This is a genomic window from Pseudomonas sp. S1_G07 (assembly GCF_054668565.1).
In genome coordinates this window covers 4735589-4752557 of record NZ_CP162778.1, presented here as the reverse complement: position 1 = coordinate 4752557, position 16969 = coordinate 4735589, and the positions used below count along the sequence as shown (strand labels likewise).

General features: G+C 62.2%; 13 protein-coding genes. 10 read left to right on the top strand and 3 right to left on the bottom strand.

All coding sequences use genetic code 11. The features are described 5' to 3' along the window. The first annotated feature begins 24 nt into the window (after nt 1–24). From AB4O05_RS21545 to AB4O05_RS21520, 6 genes are all read left to right on the top strand, one after another. Nucleotides 25–1752 carry an autotransporter assembly complex protein TamA gene (locus tag AB4O05_RS21545; RefSeq protein ID WP_460135397.1) on the top strand — a complete coding sequence of 576 codons (1728 nt, stop codon included), beginning with the start codon at nt 25–27 and terminating at the stop codon, nt 1750–1752. Next, complete coding sequence (locus tag AB4O05_RS21540) at nt 1752–5423, top strand: translocation/assembly module TamB domain-containing protein (RefSeq protein WP_460164798.1); 3672 nt, start codon at nt 1752–1754, stop codon at nt 5421–5423. Before AB4O05_RS21545 ends, AB4O05_RS21540 begins: the two co-directional genes overlap by 1 nt. Before the next feature lie 175 nt (nt 5424–5598). Continuing rightward, a complete protein-coding gene (locus AB4O05_RS21535) occupies nt 5599–6072 on the top strand; it encodes a MarR family winged helix-turn-helix transcriptional regulator (protein ID WP_460135398.1) in 474 nt (157 codons plus the stop codon). Then, nucleotides 6069–7520 (top strand): efflux transporter outer membrane subunit, encoded by a 1452-nt coding sequence (locus tag AB4O05_RS21530; RefSeq protein ID WP_460135399.1) that lies wholly within the window; start codon nt 6069–6071, stop codon nt 7518–7520. Before AB4O05_RS21535 ends, AB4O05_RS21530 begins: the two co-directional genes overlap by 4 nt. Before the next feature lie 15 nt (nt 7521–7535). Beyond that, a complete protein-coding gene (locus AB4O05_RS21525; RefSeq protein ID WP_460135400.1) occupies nt 7536–8732 on the top strand; it encodes an HlyD family secretion protein in 1197 nt (398 codons plus the stop codon). Next, nucleotides 8732–10261, top strand: a complete 1530-nt coding sequence (locus tag AB4O05_RS21520) for a DHA2 family efflux MFS transporter permease subunit (RefSeq protein ID WP_460135401.1) — start codon at nt 8732–8734, stop codon at nt 10259–10261. The genes AB4O05_RS21525 and AB4O05_RS21520 overlap by 1 nt, the downstream gene beginning before the upstream one ends. Before the next feature lie 153 nt (nt 10262–10414). Here the strand turns inward: AB4O05_RS21520 and lpxH are convergent, their stop codons facing one another. Further along, nucleotides 10415–11164, bottom strand: coding sequence for a UDP-2,3-diacylglucosamine diphosphatase (gene lpxH, locus AB4O05_RS21515; protein ID WP_460135402.1), 750 nt, complete (start codon nt 11162–11164; stop codon nt 10415–10417). Then, complete coding sequence (locus AB4O05_RS21510; RefSeq protein WP_460135403.1) at nt 11161–11667, bottom strand: peptidylprolyl isomerase; 507 nt, start codon at nt 11665–11667, stop codon at nt 11161–11163. Before AB4O05_RS21510 ends, lpxH begins: the two co-directional genes overlap by 4 nt. A 261-nt stretch (nt 11668–11928) precedes the next feature. Between AB4O05_RS21510 and AB4O05_RS21505 the strand changes: the two genes are divergently transcribed. The 4 genes from AB4O05_RS21505 to AB4O05_RS21490 all read left to right on the top strand — a co-directional run bounded on the left by AB4O05_RS21505 (nt 11929) and on the right by AB4O05_RS21490 (nt 16598). Then, a complete protein-coding gene (locus AB4O05_RS21505) occupies nt 11929–13629 on the top strand; it encodes a glutamine--tRNA ligase/YqeY domain fusion protein (RefSeq protein WP_460135404.1) in 1701 nt (566 codons plus the stop codon). Nucleotides 13630–13644: 15 nt separating this feature from the next. Further along, nucleotides 13645–15027, top strand: coding sequence for a cysteine--tRNA ligase (gene cysS, locus AB4O05_RS21500; RefSeq protein WP_460135405.1), 1383 nt, complete (start codon nt 13645–13647; stop codon nt 15025–15027). Between the two features lie 459 nt (nt 15028–15486). Beyond that, nucleotides 15487–15813: a nuclear transport factor 2 family protein gene (locus tag AB4O05_RS21495; RefSeq protein WP_460135407.1), complete on the top strand. Its 327-nt coding sequence runs from the start codon at nt 15487–15489 to the stop codon at nt 15811–15813. After that, nucleotides 15810–16598 carry an SDR family oxidoreductase gene (locus tag AB4O05_RS21490; RefSeq protein WP_460135409.1) on the top strand — a complete coding sequence of 263 codons (789 nt, stop codon included), beginning with the start codon at nt 15810–15812 and terminating at the stop codon, nt 16596–16598. Before AB4O05_RS21495 ends, AB4O05_RS21490 begins: the two co-directional genes overlap by 4 nt. On the opposite strand, the gene AB4O05_RS21485 is transcribed toward AB4O05_RS21490, so the two are convergent. After that, entirely contained in the window at nt 16595–16924 is a 330-nt protein-coding gene (locus AB4O05_RS21485; protein ID WP_065940100.1) for a winged helix-turn-helix transcriptional regulator, read from the bottom strand. The two genes, AB4O05_RS21490 and AB4O05_RS21485, sit on opposite strands and share 4 nt — an antisense overlap. Nucleotides 16925–16969 lie beyond the last annotated feature (45 nt).

The window sequence follows — 16969 nt, the reverse complement described above, 5'->3', positions numbered from 1 at the left end:
CCAGCTCGTGTAGCATCCGCGCCTATGAAGTTTCCAGGAAGATTTACCAGCGGCTTGGTTCTGCTGTTCACAAGCTGCGGCGCGTTTGCGCAAAGCGAATTGGACGTGCGGATCAAGCCCTCAAACGACGCGTTGAAAGCCAATATCGAAGGCTACATCGGCGGGGTGGGCGACCGTGATGAAGAGGCTTTGCTGCGCTTCAGCCGTGGCGCCGAGGAGCAGGCGCGCAAGGCCGCCCAGGCCTTGGGCTTTTATCAGCCACGGATCGAAAGCGATGTGAAGGGCGGCAAGAACCCGCGCCTGATCCTCACCATCGACCCCGGCGAACCGGTGCATTTGCGCAATGTGACCCTACGGGTCGACGGCCCTGCCTCGAACCTCAAGGCGTTTCGCGTGCCCGTCAGCGACGACCTCAAACCCGGTGCCGTGCTCAACCACGGCCATTACGAAGACGCCAAGCGTCTGATCCAGAACCAGGCCTCGCGCTACGGCTTTTTCAGTGGGCGCTTTACCCACCAGCAACTCTCGGTAGACCCCCAGGCCGGCGTTGCCGACATTGACCTTGTGTATGACAGCGGCCCGCGCTACACCCTGGGTAAGGTCAACTTTGCCGGCGACACGCCGTTCGACGAAGCGCTGTTGCAACGCATGGTGCCGTTCAAGGCGGGTGCCCCTTACGATTCCGAGCTGATCGCGCAGCTCAATCAGAACCTGCAAGCCAGCGGCTTTTTCGAAGGCGTGCGCGTGGACGCCGCGCCCGCTGCGTCGGCCAATGACGTGATCCCGGTCGACGTGCGCCTGGAAACCCGCAAGCCCCGCACCATGGGCCTCGGCCTGGGGTTCTCCACCGACGTCGGCCCGCGTGGCAAGGCCAACTGGACGCGCCACTGGGTCAACCCTCAGGGCCATAGCTACGGCTGGGAAGCCGAACTGTCGGCGCCGCGCCAGAACGTAGGGCTGTGGTACGACATTCCGCTGGACCCACCGCTCACCGACAAACTGCGCTTCGCCGGCGGCTACCAGAACGAAGAACTGGCCGGCACCGATACCCTGAGTAAATTGCTCACCCTCGGCCCCGAATGGCACAGCAAGTTGCCCAGCGGCTGGACCCGGGTGATCTCGCTCAAATATCAGCGCGAAGAATATCGCCTGGGCAACGACTCGGGGCTCAGTAACCTGGTGATGCCGGGTGTCAGTTATTCCTACCTGCGCAGCGACAACCGCATCGACCCCCACCATGGCTACCGCCTGCAATTTGATACCAAGGTGGCCAAGGAGGGGTTGGGTTCCGACACCAACCTGCTTTACGGCACGGCCATGGTCAAGGGCCTCACCACTCTGTGGGACAACCACCGCTTCCTGGCGCGGGCGCAGGTTGGCGGCAGCGCCACCAATGGCTACAAGTCGGTACCGCCGTCGCTGCGTTTTTTTGCCGGTGGCGACCAGAGTGTGCGTGGCTATGAGTACCAGACCTTATCGCCCGAGAACGACCGTGGCGACCGGATCGGTGGCCGCTACATGGTGGCGCTGAGCGCCGAGTATCAATATTCCATCGCCGAGAAATGGCGGATAGCGACCTTTATCGACCAGGGCAATGCCTTCAATACCCTGGACTTGCCCAGCCTGAAAACCGGCGTCGGCGTCGGCATCCGTTGGGTCTCGCCGGTCGGTCCGATCCGCCTCGATCTGGCCCATGCCCTGGACGACCCGGGTGGCGTTCGTTTGCACTTTTCCATGGGGCCTGAGTTGTGATGCGTGGTTTGAAAATAGCAGGGCTGGTGTTTATCGCGGTCCTCGCCGTGGGGTTGCTGGCGTTGTGGACGGTGCTTGGTACCCAGGCGGGCAGTCGCTGGGCCTTGGGCCAAGTGCCGGGTTTGACGGTGGAGAATTTCCAGGGCCGCCTCGGTGGCCAATGGCGCGCCGATCATCTGGTGTGGCAGCAAGACGATAGCCGCGTGGAACTCGATGCGCCGATGTTCGATTGGTCACCGGCCTGCCTGTTGCGCATGACCCTGTGCATCAATCAGCTGGATGTGGAACAGGTCAGCCTGCAATTTCCCCCGAGTACCGAAGACAGCAGTGGCCCCATTACGCTGCCGGATTTGAAGTTGCCGGTTGCCCTCCAGTTGGGCGACATTCGCATCGGTAGCCTGCTGTTCAACGGCAGCGAGGAACTCAAGGGCCTGCAACTGGCGGCACATTGGACCGCCGCCGGCATGCGGATCGACTCGGTGCACCTGCAGCGCGACGACCTGGTGCTGGACCTGGCCGGTCTGCTGCAACCCAGCGGCGATTGGCCATTGAGCGCCACCGGCAACCTGAGCCTGCCCTATGCCCCAGACGGTGCGCCGTGGATGGTGGCCCTCAAGGTCGATGGCAACCTGCTCAAAACCCTCACGCTCGACGCCGACAGCACTGGCTACCTGCCCGCCAAGCTCACCGGCGAACTGCAACCGCTGGTAGAAAACCTGCCGGCAACCCTGCACATCAGCGCCGATGGCTTCAAGCCCAGCGCCGATTTGCCCGATACCCTGCAACTCAATCAGCTTGACCTCAGCGCCACAGGTGACCTGAAAAACGGCTATCAACTGCTGGGCAAGGCCATACTCCCGGCAGAAAGAGGCCCGGTGGACGTGCTGTTGCAAGGCAAGGTCGATGCCAAGGGCGCGCAGATCGCCGGGCTGGACCTGACGGCCGGTGACCGGCAAAGCCTCACGCTCAGCGCCCAGTTGGATTGGCAACAAGGCTTCAGCGCGGAGGCCAAGCTCGATTGGCTCGACTTCCCGTGGCATCGCCTCTATCCGGTGATCGATGAGCCGCAGGTGACCTTGCGTACATTCAATGGCGAGATTTCATACAAAGACGGCAACTACCTGGGCAACTTCAAGGCCGACCTCGACGGCCCGGCAGGCAAGTTCAATCTGGTCACGCCGTTCAGTGGCGACCTCAAGCAAGTCTTCCTGCCCGAGTTGAAGCTGACGGCCGGCCAAGGCAAGGCTGAAGGCCACCTGAACCTGCAATTCGCCGATGGCATCGCCTGGGACACGGCGCTCGACCTGTCGGCGCTGAACCCGGCGTACTGGGTTGCCGAACTGCCCGGCACCCTGGCCGGGCCGCTGCGCAGCCAGGGCGAATTCAAACACGAGCAGCTCAAGCTCAATGCCGACCTCGACCTCAAGGGTCGCCTGCGTGGCCAAACCGCAGTGCTGGCGGCCAAGGCTGAAGGCGCCGGAGAACAATGGACCCTGGCCAACTTGAATATTCGCCTGGGTGACAACCGCATCAACGGCAGCGCCAGCCTGCAACAACGCCTGGCCGGGCAGATCGATATCAAGCTCGCGCGCCTGGCACAGCTGTGGCCACAGCTACGCGGGCAGATCAATGGGCGCCTGGACGTGGCCGGCAGCCTGAAAGCACCCCAGGGCAAACTCGATCTCAAAGGCCAGCAACTGGCGTATGCCGATAATCGCCTGCAAAGCCTTACTCTCGGCGCCACCCTCGACAGCGCCCAGCGCGCGAAGATCGACCTCAAGGGCAGCGGCATCCAGAGTGGCGACACCCAGCTCGGCACCCTGACCGCCAGCGCCCAGGGCGATATCAAGCGCCAGGCGGTCCAGTTGGACCTGGTCGGTCCCTTGCTCAAGCTGGCCCTGGCCCTGGACGGCAACCTCGACCAAGGCAACTGGCGCGGGCGCCTGGCCAGCGGTGACGTACAGGCCGGCGGCCAGGACTGGAAGCTGCAAGCCCCGGCGAAAATCGAACGCCTGGCCGACGGCAAGCTGACCTTTGCCGCGCACTGTTGGGTCTCCGGCCCTGCCAGCTTTTGCGGTGAAGACCAACGGCTGATGCCCGAACCCAAGTTGCGCTACCACCTCAAGCTATTCCCCATCGACAGCCTGGCGGCCTTTTTGCCCAAGGACTTCGCCTGGCAAGGCACGCTCAATGCCGACCTGCAACTGGACCTGCCCGCCAGCGGCCCCAAAGGCGTGATCGCCGTGGATGCCAGTGGCGGCACCTTGCGCGTGAAAGACAAGGAGCAATGGCTGGATTTCCCCTACGACACCCTCAAGCTGGAAACCACCCTCAACCCCAGGCGCATCGACACCCAGTTGAATTTCCAGGGCGGCAAACTTGGCGAACTGCTGCTGCAAGCGCAGATCAACCCGCTGCCGAAGAACAAGCCGATCACCGGCACCTTCAATCTCAGCGGGCTCGACCTTGCCGTGGCGCGGCCGTTTGTGCCGATGGTGGAAACCCTCAACGGCAAGCTCAATGGCAGCGGCCGCATTGCCGGCGGGCTGCTGGCGCCGCAGGTCAACGGCAATGTGAACCTGGTGGGCGGGGAAATCTCGGGGCCGGCACTGCCCATCAGCCTCGAAGGCCTCAACGTGCAGGCGCTGATTGCCGGTGAAAGTGTGCAACTCGACGGCGGCTGGCGCAGTGGCAAGGCCGGGCAGGGCAGCGTCAAGGGCCGGATCGACTGGGGCCAGGCGCTGGTGGTGGACCTGCGCCTGCAAGGCTCGCAACTGCCGGTGACGGTGGAGCCGTACGCCGTGCTGGAAGTGGCGCCTGACCTGAAGATCAGCCTTAAGAACGACAAACTGGCCATTGCCGGCAAGGTGCAGATCCCGCGCGGTGATATCACCGTGCGTGAACTGCCGCCGTCGACGGTCAAGGTCTCGGATGACACGGTGATCGTCGGCAGCCAGACCGAGGAGGGCAAGCCGCCGATGGCCATGGCCATGGATATCGACGTTGCGGTCGGCGAAGACCAGCTCAACTTCTCCGGCTTCGGCCTGACCGCCAAGGTGCAGGGCCATGTGCATATCGGCGACAACCTCGACACCCGTGGCGAGCTGTGGCTCAACGATGGCCGCTACCGCGCCTACGGCCAGAGACTCGAGGTGCGCCGCGCGCGCCTGCTGTTCGCCGGGCCGCTCGACCAGCCGTATCTGGACATCGAGGCGATCCGCAAGACCAACGATGTGGTGGCCGGCATCCGCCTCAGCGGCAGCGCCGAACAGCCAACCACGCAAATTTTCTCGGAACCGGCCATGAGCCAGGAACAGGCGCTGTCCTACCTGGTGCTGGGGCGTCCGCTGAGCACCACCGGCGAAGACAACAACATGCTCGCCCAGGCCGCCCTGGGCCTGGGCTTGATGGGCAGCGCCGGCGTCACGTCGGACATTGCCACCAAGCTGGGCATCCGTGATTTCGACCTCGACACCCAAGGCAGCGGCAATAACACCGCCGTGGTGGCCAGCGGCAAGATCACCGAAAAACTCAGCCTGCGTTACGGCGTAGGGGTGTTTGAACCGGCCAGCACCATCGCCTTGCGCTACCTGTTGAGCAAGAAGGTGTACCTGGAGGTGGCCAGTGGCGTGGCCAGTTCGTTGGATATTTTCTATAAGCGGGATTTCTGATCCTGACGCGGTAAAAAATGTGGGAGCAGGCAAGCCAGCTCCCACATTTGTATGCATTCCAGCCCATCTGTCGCGAAGTTACCAAGCAAGCTAATTATTCCATTTGACTTTCGCTGCCTAGGCAGTAATATCTCGTCATACTTTCGCTGCCTAGGCAGTAATAAGGTGACTCTCAATGCCGCACTTCACCCCTGAAAACTTCCACAAGTGCCACCTCGGCCTGTTGCTGGGGCGCGCCGCCATCCTCAAGGACCGCATCATCGACACCCATATGGAACCCCACGGCATCACCGCCGCGCAGTTCAAGGTGTTGATCATCATGGCCCAGTTCGGCGTCGACACCCCGGCGGAGCTGTGCCGCCACCTGTCCCTGGATAGCGGCTCGATGACTCGCATGCTCGATCGGCTGGAGCAAAAAGACTTGCTCGGGCGCAAGCGTTCCGAGCTGGACCGGCGCCAGGTGCAGTTGGTGCTGACCGCCGGTGGTCAGCGCCTGGCGGACATGCTGCCGCAGATCGGCGCCCAGGCGTTGAACCAGCTGGCCGGGGCCCTCGAGCCCGGCGAGCTGGAAACCCTGGAACGGATCCTCAAGAAAATTCTGATAGCTGCCGGTGATCCCATCACCCTCCAGCGGGTAGGTGATAAATGAACACACGTGCCCTTTGCCTGGTGCTCGTGGCCATGAGCATGGCCGGTTGCGCCAACTTCAGTGGCCTCGACACTCAGGGTAAGCGCCTCGACGCCAACACCCTGCAAACCGGTCGGTCCCTGAGTGGTGTGACCTTGTCCAGTGCAGCCTGGCCTAGCGCTGACTGGTGGAAAAGCCTCGGCGACCCACAGCTCGACGGCCTGATCCAGGAAGCCCTGCGCAACAGCCCCGATATGCAAGTGGCCAGCGCCCGTGCCCACCAGGCCGAGGCCGCCGCTTACGCCGCCGACGCATCGCGCATGCCGACCCTGGATGCCAGCGCCGGTATCAGCCGCTCGCGGCTGGCCAAGGACCAGGACCCGCGAGGCGAGGGCGATGCCTATTCGACCGTGCGCAAGATCGGCGCCAGTTTCAACTATAACTTCGACCTTTGGGGTGGCCAGCGCGCCGCCTGGGAAGCCGCATTGGGCCAGGCCCGCGCCGCCGAAGTCGACCAGCAGGCCGCGCGCCTGACGCTCGCCGCCGATGTGGCCAAGGCCTACAGCGACCTGGGTCAGGCCCATATCGTGCGTGACTTGGCCGCCGACGACCTCAAGCGCACCCGGCAAATGCTCGACTTGAGCAAGCGCCGCCTGAGTGCGGGTATCGACAGCCAGTACCAATACCAGCAGACCGAGAGCCTGGAAGCCAGCTCCCAGTCACAACTGATCGACGCGGATAAACAGCTGCAGAGTGCCAGGATCGCCCTGGCGGTGTTGCTCGGCAAAGGCCCGGATCGTGGCAATGAGCTGGCACGCCCCACGGTGCTCAAACCCGCTGCCGTCGCCGTACCGTCGGTGCTGCCCGCCGAACTGCTGGGCCGTCGCCCGGACCTGATCGCTGCGCGTTGGCGGGTCGAGGCCGCCAGTAAAGACATCGCGGCCAGCAAGACGCGCTTCTACCCCAACCTCAACCTGAGCGCGAGCGCAGGCGCGGAATCGTTGCTGGGAGACGCAATGTTCGGCTCGCCCAGCCGTTTCTTCAATATCGCGCCGACCATTTCCCTGCCGATCTTCGACGGCGGCCGCCTGCGCGCCGACCTCGATGCCCGCGACGCCGACTACGACCTGGCCGTGGCCCAGTACAACAAAACCCTGGTGCAAGCCTTGGGCGATATCGGCAACACGCTGTCGCAACTGCGCGAAACCGGCCGGCAAATCCAGGCTCAGCAACACGCCACGGACATTGCCCAGCAGTCCTACGACACTGTGGTTCAGCGTTACGGCTCCGGGATCGGTAACTACCTGGACGTGCTCAGCATCGAGCAGCAATTGCTGCAGGCCCAGCGTCAGCTGGCGACCTTGAATGCCGGGCAAATCGCTCTGTCGATTCAATTGATGCAGGCCCTGGGCGGCGGCTTCAACGCCGACAACGTGGCGTCGACCACCCCAGCCACACGCACGGAATAATTCGAGGTATTTGTTATGGCGACTGCCGACAGCAACAACGCAACACAAACAAACGACAGCAACCCGCGCAAACGCAAAGTCATGCTCATCGGCCTGACGCTGCTCGTCATCCTCTGCGTCGCAGGCGTATGGGGCTGGCATGAGCTCTACGGGCGCTTCAGCGAAAGCACCGACGACGCCTATGTAAACGGCAACGTGGTGGAAATCACCCCGCTGGTCACCGGCACCGTGGTCAGCATTGGCGCCGACGATGGCGACCTGGTCCACGAGGGCCAGGTGCTGATCAACTTCGACCCGAATGACGCTGCGGTCGGCCTGCAAAGTGCCCAGGCCAACCTGGCACGTACCGTGCGCCAAGTGCGCGGCTTGTACAGCAACGTCGACGGCATGAAAGCCCAGGTCAATGCGCAGAAAGCCGATGTGCAAACCGCCCAGGATAACTACAACCGTCGCAAGACCCTGGCCCAGGGCGGGGCGATTTCCCAGGAAGAACTGTCCCACGCCCGTGACAGCCTGACGGCGGCCAAGAACGCGCTGACCAATCTTGAGCAGCAACTGAAGACCAGCAACGCCCTGGTGGATGACACGGTGATTTCGTCCCACCCCGACGTGCAAGCCGCCGCCGCGCAATTGCGCCAGGCTTACCTGGCCAATGCACGCAGCACCCTGATCGCCCCGGTGACCGGCTATGTGGCCAAGCGCACCGTGCAACTGGGCCAACGTGTGCAGCCGGGCACGGCGCTGATGGCGGTGATCCCGCTGAACCAGCTGTGGATCGACGCCAACTTCAAGGAAACCCAACTGCGTGACATGCGCATCGGCCAGCCAGTGGACATCGAATCGGACATCTATGGCAGCGATGTGAAGTACAGCGGCACCGTCGACAGCCTCGGCGCCGGTACCGGCAGCGCGTTTGCCCTGCTGCCGGCGCAGAACGCTACCGGCAACTGGATCAAGATCGTGCAACGGGTACCGGTGCGTATCCATATCAATCCCGAAGAACTGGCCAAACACCCGTTGCGCGTGGGCTTGAGCACCGTGGTCAATGTCGACCTGCATGACCAGAGTGGCCCGGTACTGGCGCAACAGCCGCCGCAGAAGGCCTCGTTCACCACCAACGTGTATGACCGCCAACTGGCCGAAGCCGACGCTATGATCACTCAGTTGATCCATGACAACAGCCTCGCCGCGCCGAAGGCTGTGCAACGCTGATGAGCCAGAACGCCTCCTTCACGCCGCCCAGCCTGCTGATGGCCACCATTGGCCTGTCGCTGGCGACCTTTATGCAGGTGCTCGACACCACCATCGCCAACGTGGCGCTGCCGACCATCTCCGGCAACCTCGGCGTGAGTTCGGAGCAGGGCACCTGGGTGATCACCTCGTTTGCGGTGAGCAACGCCATTGCCTTGCCGCTCACCGGCTGGCTGAGCCGGCGCTTTGGCGAAGTGAAGCTGTTTTTATGGGCGACCCTGCTGTTTGTGCTGGCCTCGTTCCTGTGCGGTATTTCCACCTCGATGCCCGAGCTGATCGGCTTTCGGGTATTGCAAGGCCTGGTCGCGGGGCCGTTGTACCCGATGACCCAGACGCTGTTGATCGCGGTCTACCCGCCGGCGAGGCGCGGCATGGCCCTGGCGCTGCTGGCGATGGTCACGGTGGTGGCGCCGATTGCCGGGCCCATCCTGGGTGGCTGGATCACCGACAGCTACAGCTGGCCGTGGATCTTCTTTATCAACGTGCCCATCGGCATCTTTGCCGTGATGGTGGTGCGTTCGCAGCTGCGTAAACGCCCGGTAGAGACCAGCTATCAACCCATGGATTATGTGGGGCTGTTGAGCCTGATCGTCGGGGTCGGTGCATTGCAGATCATCCTCGACAAGGGCAATGACCTGGACTGGTTCGAATCCAACTTCATCATTATGGGGGCGGCGATTTCGCTGATTGCCCTGGCGGTGTTTGTGATCTGGGAAATGACCGACAAGCATCCGGTGGTCAACCTGCGCTTGTTTGCCTACCGTAACTTCCGTATTGGCACCATTGTGTTGATCGGCGGCTATGCGGGTTTCTTCGGCATCAACCTGATCCTGCCGCAGTGGCTGCAGACCCAGATGGGCTACACCGCTACCTGGGCGGGCCTGGCGGTGGCGCCGATCGGTATTCTGCCGGTGGTGATGTCGCCGTTCGTGGGCAAGTACGCGCATAAGTTTGACCTGCGCCTGCTGGCGGGGCTGTCGTTCCTGGCGATGGGCTTGAGCTGTTTCATGCGTGCGAGCTTCACCAACGAGGTGGATTTCCAGCACATCGCCCTGGTGCAGTTGTTCATGGGCATTGGCGTGGCGCTGTTCTTCATGCCGACCTTGAGCATCCTGATGTCCGACCTTCCACCGCACCAGATCGCCGACGGCGCCGGGCTCGCGACCTTCCTGCGCACGTTGGGCGGCAGCTTCGCGGCGTCGCTCACCACCTGGATCTGGATTCGCCGCGCCGACCAGCACCATGCCTACATGAGCGAGAACATGACCGTCTATGACTCGGCCACGCGCGATGCCCTGCAGGCGCTGGGTGGGGCAGGGCAGAAGGCATATACCCAACTGGACCAGATTCTCACCAGCCAGGCGTACATGATGTCCACCGTGGATTACTTCACGTTGATGGGGTGGATCTTCGCGGGGTTGATGCTGCTGGTGTGGTTGGCCAAGCCGCCGTTTGGTGCCAAGGCAGGGCCAGAAGCCTCAGGCCACTGATCAGAGGGTGTACGCGGTCAAAAAATGTGGGAGCGGGCTTGCTCGCGAAAGCGGTCGTTCAGTCGATACATAAGGTGACTGACACACCGTCTTCGCGAGCAAGCCCGCTCCCACATTGGTGTCTCCCTTACTGGGAATCGGTGGTGTGCTTGATCAGGCGCCGGGCAGCGCCAACTGCGGATTGACGAAGTCAAACGCCGCCAGTTGAAACCCTTGCTCATCCACCTGCAACGCCCAACCCTGCTTGTCCCAATCCCCCAGCACAATGCGCTTGGCCGCCTGCTCACCCATCTGCAACTTATGGATGGCCGGGCGGTGCGTGTGGCCGTGGACCAGGGTGCGCACGCCGAACTGCTGCATCACCCGCGGGACTTCCTCGGGGGTCACATCGACAATATCGTTGGCCTTCATGCGCGTCTGCGCACGGCTTTCGCTGCGCAGCTTGCGCGCCAGCTTGTGGCGGGTGCGCAAGGGCAGGTGGCGCAGGATGAACAGCACCAGCGGGTTACGCAGGATGCGCCGCAGCTTCATGTAGCCGAGGTCGCGGGTGCAGAGGCTGTCGCCGTGCATCAGCAGCACGGGCTCGCCATAGAGTTGCACGACACTCGGATCCTTGAGCAAGGTAGCGCCTGCGGCTTTGCAGAACGCCTTGCCGATCAGGAAATCGCGGTTGCCGTGCATGATGAAAATCGGGGTGCCACTGTCGCTCAGCTCGCGCAGAGCCTCGCAGATGGAACGCTGGAAGGGTGTCATCCCATCGTCGCCAATCCAGGCTTCAAAGAAGTCCCCCAGAATGTACAACGCCTGGGCGCCACGGGCGCGGCCGTGGAGCAGATCCAGAAACGCCCGGGTGATGTCCGGGCGTTCCTCTTCCAGATGCAAATCTGAAATCAGCAATATCACGCTTCGATGATCTCGGCTTTCTCGATGATCACGTCTTCTGCGGGTACGTCCTGGTGGCCGGCCTTGCTGGTGGTGGAGACACCTTTGATCTTGTCGACAATCTCAGTGCCTGCGGTGACTTTACCGAACACTGCGTAGCCCCAACCCTGCACGTTCTTGCCGCTGTGGTTCAGGAAGGTGTTGTCGGCCACGTTGATGAAGAACTGCGCGGAGGCCGAATGCGGTTCCATGGTGCGGGCCATGGCGACGGTGTACTTGTCGTTGGAAAGACCGTTGTCGGCTTCGTTCTGGATGCTTGGACGCTTGTCTTTCTTTTCTTTCATGCCAGGCTCGAAACCGCCGCCCTGGATCATGAAGTTGCCGATGACACGGTGGAAAACAGTGTTTTCGTAGTGGCCGGCTTTCACGTATTCGATGAAGTTGGCGACGGTGATCGGCGCTTTCTCGGCGTTCAGCTCGATGACGATCTCGCCGTGGTTGGTGGTCAGTTTGACTTGAGTCATGTTCATTACTCTTTTCAGGGAATTCGTGGGTGTGAGCGCCTGGGGCGCCTTACCGGTTTGGCTAAAGTGCGGCCAAGGCGCGCAGTTTAGCCTGCCTTGCAGGAATTTCGAGGTGGTTTTTTACCGCGCTTGTCATTAAAGCAGCAATTAAAGCAGCAGTTTTTGGCCGTGCTCTGTCAGGTGGTTGACAGCATCGGCTATGATAAGCCCTTTGTTTTATCTGGCCTGACCCGGCCACGTACTCGTCTGTTCAAGGATCCTATGAGCAAGCCCACTGTCGACCCTACCTCGAATTCCAAGGCCGGACCTGCCGTCCCGGTCAACTTCCTGCGCCCGATCATCCAGGCGGACCTGGAATCGGGCAAGCATACGCAGATCGTCACCCGCTTCCCGCCAGAGCCCAATGGCTACCTGCACATCGGTCACGCCAAGTCGATCTGTGTGAACTTCGGCCTGGCCCAGGAGTTCGGTGGCGTCACGCACCTGCGTTTCGACGACACCAACCCGGCCAAGGAAGACCAGGAATACATCGACGCCATCGAAAGCGACGTGAAGTGGCTGGGTTTCGAGTGGTCCGGTGAAGTGCGCTATGCCTCGCACTACTTCGACCAGTTGCACGACTGGGCCGTGGAGCTGATCAAGGCCGGCAAGGCCTACGTCGACGACCTGAGCCCGGAGCAGGCCAAGGAATACCGCGGCACGCTGACCGAGCCTGGCAAGAACAGCCCGTTCCGCGACCGTTCGGTAGAAGAGAACCTCGACTGGTTCGCGCGCATGCGCGCCGGCGAGTTCCCCGACGGCGCCCGCGTCCTGCGCGCCAAGATCGACATGGCCTCGCCGAACATGAACCTGCGCGACCCGATCATGTACCGCATCCGCCATGCCCACCACCACCAGACCGGCGACAAGTGGTGCATCTACCCCAACTACGACTTCACCCACGGGCAGTCGGACGCCATCGAAGGCATCACCCACTCCATCTGCACCCTGGAGTTCGAAAGCCATCGCCCGCTGTACGAATGGTTCCTGGACAACCTGCCGGTGCCTGCGCATCCGCGTCAGTACGAGTTCAGCCGCCTGAACCTGAACTACACCATCACCAGCAAGCGCAAGCTCAAGCAACTGGTGGATGAAAAGCACGTGCATGGCTGGGACGACCCACGCATGTCGACGCTGTCGGGCTTCCGCCGCCGTGGCTACACCCCGACGTCGATCCGCAACTTCTGCGAGATGGTCGGCACCAACCGCTCCGACGGCGTGGTCGACTACGGCATGCTCGAGTTCAGCATCCGCCAGGACCTCGACGCGAACGCCCCGCGCGCCATGTGCGTGCTGCGCCCGTTGAAAGTCGTGATCACCAACTACCCGGAAGGCCAGGTCGAAAACCTCGAACTGCCGCGTCATCCGCAGAAAGAAGAGCTCGGCGTGCGCAAGCTGCCATTCGCCCGTGAAATCTACATCGATCGCGATGACTTCATGGAAGAACCGCCAAAAGGTTACAAGCGCCTGGAGCCGAACGGCGAAGTGCGCCTGCGTGGCAGCTACGTGATCCGCGCCGATGAAGCGATCAAGGACGCCGATGGCAACATCGTCGAACTGCGCTGCTCCTACGACCCGGACACCCTGGGCAAGAACCCTGAAGGCCGCAAGGTCAAGGGCGTGGTCCACTGGGTGCCGGCCGCTGCCAGCATCGAGTGCGAAGTGCGCCTGTACGATCGTCTGTTCCGCTCGCCCAACCCCGAGAAGGCCGAAGACAGCGCGAGCTTCCTCGACAACATCAACCCTGACTCCCTGCAAGTTCTCACGGGTTGTCGTGCCGAGCCATCGCTTGGCGACGCACAGCCGGAAGACCGTTTCCAGTTCGAGCGCGAAGGTTACTTCTGCGCGGATATCAAGGACTCCAAACCTGGTGCTCCGGTATTCAACCGTACCGTGACCTTGCGTGATTCGTGGGGTCAGTGATTTAAGGGAGTTGTCGTGTTAACGATCTACAACACACTCAGCAAGACCAAAGAAGTCTTCAAGCCGCTCGATGGCAACAAAGTGCGCATGTACGTGTGCGGCATGACCGTGTACGACTACTGCCACATCGGCCACGGCCGCAGCATGGTCGCCTTCGACCTGGTGACCCGCTGGCTGCGTTTCAGCGGCTATGACTTGACCTATGTGCGCAACATCACCGACATCGACGACAAGATCATCAACCGCGCCAATGAAAACGGCGAGGCGTTCGACGCGCTGACCGAGCGCATGATCGCCGCGATGCATGAGGATGAGGCGCGCCTCAATATCCTCAAGCCGGACATGGAACCGCGTGCCACGGATCACATTCCCGGCATGCACACGATGATCCAGACCCTGATCGACAAGGGCTATGCCTACGCCCCGGGCAACGGTGACGTGTACTACCGCGTCGCCAAGTTCATGGGCTACGGCAAGCTGTCGCGCAAGAAGATCGAAGACCTGCGCATCGGTGCGCGCATTGAAGTCGACGAAGCCAAACAGGACCCGCTCGACTTCGTGCTGTGGAAAGGCACCAAGCCCGGCGAGCCGAGCTGGGAGTCGCCGTGGGGCCCAGGCCGTCCAGGCTGGCACATTGAGTGCTCGGTGATGTCCACCTGCTGCCTGGGCGAGACCTTCGACATACATGGCGGCGGCAGCGACCTGGAGTTCCCGCACCACGAAAACGAAATCGCCCAGAGCGAAGCCGCCACTGGCAAGACCTACGCCAACGCCTGGATGCATTGCGGCATGATCCGCATCAATGGCGAGAAGATGTCCAAGTCCTTGAACAACTTCTTCACCATCCGCGACGTGCTGGAAAAGTACCACCCGGAAGTGGTGCGTTACCTGCTGGTGTCGAGCCACTACCGCAGCGCCATCAACTACTCGGAAGACAACCTCAAGGACGCCAAGGGCGCCCTGGAGCGTTTCTACCACGCATTGAAAGGCCTGCCCGTGGTGGCGCCGGCCGGCGGCGAAGCCTTCGTTGCACGCTTTACCGAAGTCATGAACGACGACTTCGGCACCCCGGAAGCCTGCGCGGTGCTGTTCGAAATGGTGCGCGAGATCAACCGCCTGCGTGAGAGCGACCTCGACGCGGCGGCTGGTTTGGCGGCACGCCTGAAAGAACTGGCGAGCGTGCTGGGCGTGCTGCAGATGGAAGCCGACGACTTCCTGCAAGCCGGCGCCGAAGGCCGGGTGGACGCGGCTGAGGTGGATGCGCTGATCCAGGCGCGTCTGGCTGCTCGTACCAATAAAGACTGGGCGGAATCCGACCGTATCCGCGACCAACTGACCGCAATGGGTGTGGTGTTGGAAGACGGGAAGGGTGGGACGACGTGGCGGTTGGCTGACTGACGGTTGGTTGCTGCTCGCTGGAAAAAAAACGCCCCGACTGGTTTGGGGCGTTTTTTTGGGGCACGTTTTAGCCGCTCACTTGATCCAGTGTGGGAGCGGGCTCGCGAATGCGCTATGTCATTCAACATATTCATTGGCTGATACACCGCATTCGCGAGCAAGCCCGCTCCCACATTTTTACCGTGCCCACTCTGCGCACTCTTCTGTTTCAGATTTATCGCTGAGCTGCGTTGTCATTCAGGTTGAGTGTTTTCTCCACTGACAACTGAATCCCCTCCAGCATCCGGCAGATTCCCAGGGCCAAGCTCCTAGAGTATTGGAGCCACCACCCCACTTCCTTGCAGCCCCCTGAAACCCCACCCTTACTTTTCTGTTAGCCCATTACCTTTACGTGCGTTCTTGTGGCTTGTTTCGACTGTTTCTATCTTGAGGGTCTCTCGATTCTCAGGAGTACCTTCCATGACCCTTGCGCTTCCCACTGCCATCGCCCGTTACTTTGCCGCCGACGCCGCCAAGGCAGGCGATTTCAGCGAATGTTTCACCGCCGACGCCGTGGTGAAAGACGAAGGCCACACCTATGTCGGCTTGTCGGCTATCCAGGCCTGGAAGGCCGGTACTGTCAGCAAGTACACCTACACCAGCGAGCCTTTCGCCTGTGAAGAGCAGGGCGGTAAAACCGTCGTGACCAGCCATCTGGTGGGTAATTTCCCTGGAAGCCCACTGGATCTGCGGTATTGCTTCAGTCTGGAAGGTGCCAAGATTGCTGCACTGGAGATCGGGGTATGAGTTTCGATCTGGGCCTCAAAGGCCTCCGCGCGCTGGTCACCGGCGGCACCAAAGGGATCGGCGCCGCCGTGGTCGCCGTGCTGCATGAACAAGGCGCCCAAGTGGTGTCGGTCGCGCGTGCGGCGGGGGATTCGACACCTGAAGGCGTGCACTTCATCGCCGCCGACCTGGGCACTGCCGCCGGTTGTACGAGCGCTACCGAGGCAGTGAAAGAGCGGTTTGGCGGCGTCGATATCATCGTCAATGTACTCGGCGGCTCCAGCGCGCCAGGCGGTGGTTTTGCGGCGCTGGATGATGAGCAGTGGTCGAGCGCGCTGGGCCGGAACCTGATGGCGGCGGTGCGGGTGGATCGGGCGCTGTTGCCGGGGATGATCGAGCGTGGGGCAGGGGTGATTATTCATGTCACGTCGATCCAGCGTGAGTTGCCGTTGCCGGAGTCGACCACGGCGTATGCCGCTGCGAAGGCGGCGTTGGCGACGTACAGCAAGAGCCTGTCCAAGGAAGTCACCCCCAAGGGCGTGCGGGTGGTGCGGGTGTCGCCGGGCTGGGTGGAGACGGATGCGGCGGTGGCGCTGGCGCTGGCGGAGCGTTTGGCGGACGAGGCCGGGACCGATTATGAGGGCGGCAAGCAGATCATCATGCAAGCGCTGGGTGGCATTCCGCTTGGGCGGCCGGCCAAGCCCCAGGAAGTGGCCGACTTGATCGCCTTTCTAGTCTCGCCCCGCGCCGCTTCGATCAGCGGCACCGAGTATGTGATCGACGGTGGTACCGTCCCCACGGTTTAAGTCGTCGGCTTGGCGGCCTGCCACTTGAGCAGGCCGTCCAGCACCGGGCACAGGCTCTGGCCCCACTCGGTCATGCGGTATTCCACCTTGGGTGGCACCACCGGGTAGACCGTGCGCTGCACCAGGCCGTCGGCTTCGAGCTGGCGCAATTGCTGGGCGAGCATCTTCTGCGAGATATCCGGGATCAGCCGCTCAAGGTCTGAATAACGCTGCACCTGGCCGCCGAAGAGGTGGAACAGGATGATCAGCTTCCAGCGCCCGCCGAGCCAGGCGAGGGTGGTTTCGACGTCGGCTGCGGCGGTGGCGGGGGTGTAGGTTTTGCTCATTGTGCGGTTCCTGGGCGTTGGCTGTGCAAGCCCGATTTTTTGCCT